Annotated in this window: 4 protein-coding genes and 3 pseudogenes; 4 read left to right on the top strand and 3 right to left on the bottom strand. The window is 69.8% G+C overall.

Translation table 11 applies throughout. The features are described 5' to 3' along the window. Positions 1–119: 119 nt before the first annotated feature. Positions 120–1,131 (bottom strand): annotated as a pseudogene (locus KUM03_RS25150) (IS1380 family transposase); the annotation flags it as partial. Positions 1,132–1,393: 262 nt separating this feature from the next. Then, positions 1,394–2,143: a hypothetical protein gene (locus KUM03_RS25145; RefSeq protein WP_217251564.1), complete on the bottom strand. Its 750-nt coding sequence runs from the start codon at positions 2,141–2,143 to the stop codon at positions 1,394–1,396. Between the two features lie 1,063 nt (positions 2,144–3,206). Here KUM03_RS25145 and KUM03_RS39060 point away from each other — a divergent pair. The 4 genes and pseudogenes from KUM03_RS39060 to KUM03_RS25125 form a co-directional block, all read left to right on the top strand. Next, entirely contained in the window at positions 3,207–3,563 is a 357-nt protein-coding gene (locus tag KUM03_RS39060; RefSeq protein WP_308406407.1) for a conjugal transfer protein, read from the top strand. After that, positions 3,560–3,901, top strand: coding sequence for a hypothetical protein (locus KUM03_RS25135; protein WP_217251563.1), 342 nt, complete (start codon positions 3,560–3,562; stop codon positions 3,899–3,901). The genes KUM03_RS39060 and KUM03_RS25135 overlap by 4 nt, the downstream gene beginning before the upstream one ends. A 582-nt stretch (positions 3,902–4,483) precedes the next feature. Further along, positions 4,484–4,956 (top strand): annotated as a pseudogene (locus KUM03_RS25130) (ATP/GTP-binding protein); the annotation flags it as partial. Then, positions 4,940–5,619 (top strand): annotated as a pseudogene (locus KUM03_RS25125) (replication-relaxation family protein); the annotation flags it as partial. The pseudogenes KUM03_RS25130 and KUM03_RS25125, both read left to right, overlap by 17 nt. 156 nt (positions 5,620–5,775) lie before the next feature. Here the strand turns inward: KUM03_RS25125 and KUM03_RS25120 are convergent. Further along, the gene (locus KUM03_RS25120) at positions 5,776–6,399 is read right to left on the bottom strand and encodes an SMI1/KNR4 family protein (protein WP_254399854.1); all 624 of its coding nucleotides are present in this window, start codon (positions 6,397–6,399) and stop codon (positions 5,776–5,778) included. Between the last annotated feature and the right edge of the window lie 222 nt (positions 6,400–6,621).

Genomic DNA, 6,621 nt, shown 5'->3' with positions numbered 1-6,621 from the left:
CACGATCCACGGCCGCGACTGACGGTTTCCCATACCCACACCTACGAGCAGAGAGGCCGACAGACTCATGATCAGCCGCTTTTGTTAGAGCCAGTAAGGGCTGTCCCGCAAAGATCTTGGCTGTTGGTGGCGAAACACGTCAGCCTCATGCCGTCCGCGTCCGTGAGCCTCAACTGGGCCCCGGGGTGCGGCCGTTCCTTCCGGACGATCAGCCGCATGCCCTGGGGCCAGCCGTCCAGGACATCGCCGGTGAGTTCGGCGCCCCAGGCCCCGTCCCGGATCTCGCCGTCCGCCTCGACGGCCGCCGTCCAGGCCGATGCCGGAACCTTCAGAACGTGCTGGTGGACCTGCTCGGTGATCACCATGCCGACCGAGTAGGACAGCCACCGTCCCCGCCGGGTGAGCCAGGCGACGAAGTCGTGGGTGCCGCCCGCAGAGTCGGTGCGGATCAGCGTCCGGCGCCCGCGCCGGTACTTCTTCGGCAGCTGGGCCAGCGCCAGTCGGGTGGCGGTGACGTGGTCGGCCGCGGTGTTCGAGCCGGCGTTCCCGGGCCTGAGCAGGGCCGCGACCGGCTCACCGGTGCTGCCCGGTCCGTGGTCGACGAACCCCATCAACGGGTGGTGACCGTAGGTCCGCTTCAAGGTCGGGGCCGCGTCCTCCTTGTCCGAGTGCGCGACCACCAGCACCCCGTCGAGGTCCACGATCACCGACCCGCCTGCATCGGGCGCGTGGCCGTCGGCCAACCACCAGGCACGCTCACGTGCTTCGGCCCGAGCCGAATGGATTGCCGCCAGCGACTTCTCCTCGGAGCCGGCGAGTGTGTCGATCAGGCGGGAGACCGTCGGGTCGGAGGCCACCGGCCCGAACACGGCCGGCTCGGCCCGCAGCATGCCGACATCCGCGAGGCAGTCTCCGCCCAGCGCGACCGCCAGCGCCACGTCCAGCAGGATCTTGCCCGGATTGTGCACCGCCCGGGCTTTCCGCCACGGCGGGCAGCGCCGCTGATATCACGGTGTCCAGGCCGACCTTGCGGACGGTCTCCACCAGCAGCACGCCCCCGGCCTGCGAGACCACCGCCCGGCCGCCGCCCTCGACGCGGACACGCGGGTACGACCCGATGCGCTTCTTCACCTGGAGAGTGCTTCTTCCCATGCAGCCAACAGGACCCTCGACAAGTCCCATCGTTGCAGGTCAGGAGCACTCTCCGCTTATTTGATCAAGCCTCGGACGCCCCACCTCGTGAAAGCGCGAGGCTAGGTGACGCCGCACATGTCCGCCATGGCCGCGGATGCCTGGTCCGCTCGACGCTCCGGTGGCGACGAGCGTGCCGTCGCGCTCCGTCAGGCCCCCGGAGGATACGCGTGAGGCAGCCGAAAGCGTTGGCGGCCATTCATCACAGGGCGTCGGTCAACGCCACCACCACGGCGGTGGCGTTGACCGACCCGCTCAGGTGAAGGTGTCCGGAGCGAAACACCGCCCGAGCTGGGCTGGCTCGTCCCCATGTCTCGCCGTGGACCAGAGGTCGGCCGAAGTGCCGGCTCGCGATGGAAGCGATCGCCGGGGGCATGCCGTCCTCATAGCAATGCTTGAAAGTGTGGACGATGCAGCTGCGCACTGGATGCACCGGTCCTCCCGGTGACGCCAGGGTATTCGCGGCCACAGGCCGGTTCTGCGGTCGGGCGAGGGCGAAACACACCAGCATGGTCCGGTGGTCCTCGTAGCCGAAGTGTCCGGCGATGGAGCGGTTGGTGAAGTCCAGGCAGTCGAAGACAACCGCGATGTCCTGCTGCCCGTACGGTGCCTGCTGCAGTGCAGGAAGCACCTGCAAGATCGCCTCCCCGCCGGCGAGGAGGCGGGCCTGCTCCCGCGATTCCCCCCAAGGCGGCGGCAGAGTGTCCCGCAGCTCTGGCGGCATCTGCTCGCTGCGCAACACGGTGCCGGTCTCCGGCCGATCCCAGCGTGCCTGCCCGCTGACGCTCTCCCAGTTCAGACTGGCATTCACGCACAAGTCACCGGCGAGCAGCGCCCAGGGAGTCCGCACGACACGCTCGCGTGCCAGATCGACGACCATGCGGCCGAAGACCTCGACAGGGAGCAGCACGGGTTCGGCGGGGGCGATGAAAGCGTCAGTCCATATTCCCATCGCACGGTTCTAGCACTGTCCGACAACGACGTGAGGACGGCTCCGTGCGCATCCACGACCGACCGGCCTGCCCGTGCCCGGTGTCCTGGGCCGCTTCTTGCGGATCACCGCACAGGCTTGCAGCCGTCGGTGGTGAGATAGCGACATGCGGCCTGACCAGCCATGGTCGGCCCTATGGTCGGGGCCGGCCATGGGGCTTTTCGCGTGTATGGCGAGTGTCCACTCGCGGCTGCACGAAGCGCCCGGCGCTCAATGTGCAGATGGCAGCGGGGATGCACAGTGGCCTCGGGCTGCACAGTCGGTCCGCCGGTGCGCAGACGAGACCTCGCCCGGGTCTTGCCGGGCGCTCACGCGCCTCCTCATCCCCATCGTTGTAGTGGCTGAGGCCGGTGCGTGCCTGTGGGTGGCGTGGTCGGGGTTGTGGTCGGGTCGACCATGGGTTTCGTGACCGGTTCGTGATGGTGGTCGGGGTTGCGTGGTCGGTGGTCGGGTCGGGGCTGACAGATTCCCTCAAGGTCAGCAACAACCATTCCTGACCTGGGAGTCTGACCATGCCTCTGGACAAGAAGGCCTCGCGCAGCGAGGCCGCCCCCGCGATCGCCGCCGGACCCGTGACCCTGGCCGTCGCGATGACATCCGGCCCGGCCACCGCTACGGCCGCCGCCCCCGACAGGCGGGCCCCGGTGCGCACTGCGGCGGTCGCGGCCGACCCCCCCGGCGGGCTATGCGCAAGTGTTCCTCGACGCGTGGCTGCGCAGCAACGCGGACGAGGCGGGCAGTGCGCAGGCGCGTCTTGCACAGTCCCTCGCCCCGGACGTCGCTCTGCCGGACCCGGCAGCCGATGCACAGCCGAAGCTGAAGTCGGTGACCGCGGTGCGCAGTGTGCAGCGCGACGGGGACGCGTGGGCGGTGACGGTCGCTGCGCAGTACGCCGACAGCGCGGTTCGCTACTTCGCCGTCCCCGTCACCGCCGACGCGCGTGGTGCGTCGTTCGCGGTGGCCGGTGCTCCCTGGGGTGGTGGCGGGTCCGGCCCGGGCCGCGGTGCCCGCATCCCCGTACACGGTGAGCGTTCCGTCCGACAGTGCTCTGTCGTCGACGATCGGGGAGTTCCTCGGCGCCTACCTCACCGGCACCGGAGAGGTCGACCGCTACCTCGCGCCCGGCGTGAAGCTCACGCCTGTCTCCCCCGCCCTCTACACGACGGTCACCGTGCAGGAGGTGTCGGCCGTCGAGGAAGCCGCGGCCGCCGGGCAGGTACTGGCCGACGGCACGAAGGTCCGGGTCCAGGTCCAGGCCGAAGCCCAGGATGACGCCGGCCGGTGGCCGCTGGCCTACGGGCTCGCGCTCACGGCCCGCTCCGGCCGGTGGGGCGTCGCCGCGCTGCAATCCGGGACCGTCCGGGGCGGGGGTGCGCGGTGAACACGGTGCACGAGGTGGTGCTGGCCGGGCACCTGGACGACCTCGGCGACAGCTGGATCACCATGCTCGAGGGCTGGGCGACCAAGGGCCTGCAGGCGGGACTGATCGTGCTGGTCGTCGTCATCACGGCCCAGCGGTTCAGCCTGAAGGCCGGGATCGGCGCCCTCCTGCTGGTGATCATCGCGCTGGGGCTGTACGACTCCCGCGAGGACCTCGCGGACATGTTCACCGACGAGGTGAAGAACCCCGCCAACGGCGCCCCCGCCGTCCCGGGACTCATGCGCGGAAGCGCCCCGGCCGCGCGCGTGGGCTTCGAGGGTACGGGAGGCCTGCTGTGAGCGCGGCCGCCGCGAACAGGGTTGGGCGTTTCTATACGACCGCGCGCCGACATCCGTGGGTGCTGGGGAAGGTCGCCGACTGGAAGATCCCGCTCGGCCCCTACACCCCCGCGCAGATCGCCGTCCTCGTCGGCGGCGGTTTCCTCCTCGTCAAGACCATCAGCTGGTGGTCGTGGATGGGCCCGGTCCCCGTGGTCGCCTGGGTGCTGGCCGTGTGGGCGGACGCCGGCCCAAGGTCAAGGGGCGCGCGCCGCTGCAGGCGGCGCTGGGCTGGCTGCTCCTTGCCTGGCAGCCGCAGGGCGGCCGGACGGGCGGCAGGGCCGCCCGCGACCACGCCGCCCGACCCCTGCTGGGCGGCTTCACCCTCGAAGGCGATCACCGACCGTTCCTGCGGCGGTGCGGCAGCGCGCCGCCGAGCCGGGGACCGACCGCAGCACGCCCCCGGTTCGGGAAGTTCGCGGGCCGTGTGTCGGCGGCCGACCGGACACGGGCCGCATGGGCGGCCGACGCCCGGTGTCGGTGGCGCCGGTGTCGGGCGTGCAGCAGTTGCTGTCCCGCGTCCAGGAGACGGGGGGGTGTGCGGTGAGGGTTCCGATCCGTCACATCGCCGGTCACCTGGTCTGGTCGACACAGGGCAGCGTGTGGGCCGTCTACCGCCTGCACCCCGGTCCCGACGCGAAGGGGCAGCGCGCGGAGACCGTCCAGGGCACCTACGTACCCGCCGCGGTCCGCGACGAGCAGCTGGCCAAGGTCACGCATCTGGTGCGGTCCCTGTCCGGGGCGCCGCGACTGCTCGGGCTGTGCGCGCAGGCCGACCCCGGCGAGATCGCCCTGAAGATGATCGAGGGCATCGAGCCCGCCGAGCAGGCACCGGGCAAGGGTGCCCATCCGTGGGTGGAGAACGTCGAAGCGACCCTGGATCTGCTGGAGGGCCAAGAGAGGCACCGCCGCACGCTGTGGCCGGCAGTGCCCCGCAGAACGAAGCCGCGGGCGGGCAGGTGGCCGCGTCGATGGGAGCGATGTGGGCAGACGTCGCCCGCCTGGTATCTGACCGGTGACGGGGTCCGGATGGTGAAGGACTTCCCCGCCCTGCGGGGCCGGCCGACCTACCCGATCACTTCCACCACCGCCACCTCGCTGAAGCCCCCCACACGCTGACGGTGCTGCGCACCCACCTGGCATTCGTGGCCGAGGCTCGCGAGCACGGCGACGAGCACGGCTTCCTGGACTGGACACCCGAGGTGTCCCACTCTCTCGGCGACGGGGAGAAGGTCATCGCGGACGCGCTGATGCACTACACCCTCACCGGCCCGGCAGCGGACCAAACTGAGGGCATTCGTCGAGATCGACCGCACCACCATGAGCAGTGAACGCCCCGCCTCGAAACTGATCGACTACGCGCGCCTGTGATCCTACAAACCCCAGTCCGTGAGCCGGCACCGCTTCCGCCACCCGGCCCTCGCCGGGCCCGCCTGGCTGCGCTGGTACCCCGTCTTCCCCGCATCCTGTTCGTCCTCACCGGCGGCTCCCGGCAAGTCCTGCACAACCGGATCAGTGATCTGCAGGCCACGGCAGCCCAACACCCCCTCGTCTCAACCATGGCCCGCACCGTGCCACTGGGCGCCGCGGTCCTCGAAAGCCTCGAACTGCAGGGGCCCACTGACGATGTCTCGTCTCCCTTGAGCGGCGGGGGGCCGCAATCGTGGACACAGCTGTAGGGCAGCGCGCACCAGATCTGCATCCTGCCCGGGGGCCGGGGAAACCCGGCTGCACATCTCAGGGCTATGGCACGGCCGCGCGCCCTGCAGCGGTAACGACCTGACCCGCGATTGTTCCGGCGGCTCCTGACCTGGCCGGGTGTCCGCTTGGCGCGTTCACCAGTTGAGCAGATCCATGGAGTTCCGACCGAGCCAGTCCGTGAATGACACGGGCCGACCGTCCAGGCAGAGCGGGAGGATCTGATCACAGGTCGCGCGGCCGTCGAACCACATGGTGCCTCGGTTCGGACCAGTGACGACGAGCAGGGTCGAGAAGCCACAGCCGTCGTCCCGGATAAACACGGCGCCGGACGTCTTGCGTTCCTGGAGCACCTCGTACTCCGCGTCCCACTGCTTCCAGGCCTGCTGGTAGGCGTCGTGGTCCGGGAAGTTCTCTTCCCGCGGCTCGCGTGCGTCCAGCTCGTCTTCGTAAGCGCGGTAGGAGTCAGGATGTGGGAAGGCAATGGTGAGCAGGTCGTAGTTGGTGCTTGAGTCTCCCTGCCAGCCCCAGCATGCTGCGGTTCGGCGTAGGCGGTTCATCGCGCCGCCAGCGCTCTGTCGGAGCAAGTACTCCCGGTACTCGTCGGGAAAGATGATGCCCAGTTCCGCCTCCGCCTCGCAGACCTGTGCTTCGGACAGCGGCGCCGGGGAGGAGTCCTGTCCCAAGGACGGGCTGCTGAACTCGTCAAAGCGTCGCCCATGGGCCAGGCGTTGGGCTTCCGCTATCCAGTCGATCGTCATACAGGTGAGGGTAGACAGGAGCGATCCACTGGACTCTGCCGTGACATGGCGACGCCCGTGTGGGTTCTTGGTGTGCATATCAAGAAGCCTCGTGACGCCATGTCCCACCGTGCGTTCTGCGGGGTTTCGGCTCAGCATCTCGGCGAGTTGATCGCTGAGCTCGCACCGCGCTGGGACGCACGGTGCGAGTCAGGACGGCAGCAGCGGCGGTACGGAGCCCAG

The organism is Streptomyces sp. AC602_WCS936, assembly GCF_019049125.1.
Classification (GTDB): Bacteria; Actinomycetota; Actinomycetes; order Streptomycetales; family Streptomycetaceae; genus Streptomyces.
Note: the sequence above shows the minus strand (reverse complement) of the source record. Positions and strands in the feature narration are given on the sequence as shown.

Excerpts from the sequence above, each read along its gene's own strand:
- KUM03_RS25145 (WP_217251564.1), bottom strand. The coding sequence starts at position 2,143 with ATGGGAATATGGACTGACGCTTTCATCGCCCCCGCCGAACCCGTGCTG.
- KUM03_RS25120 (WP_254399854.1), bottom strand. The coding sequence starts at position 6,399 with ATGACGATCGACTGGATAGCGGAAGCCCAACGCCTGGCCCATGGGCGA.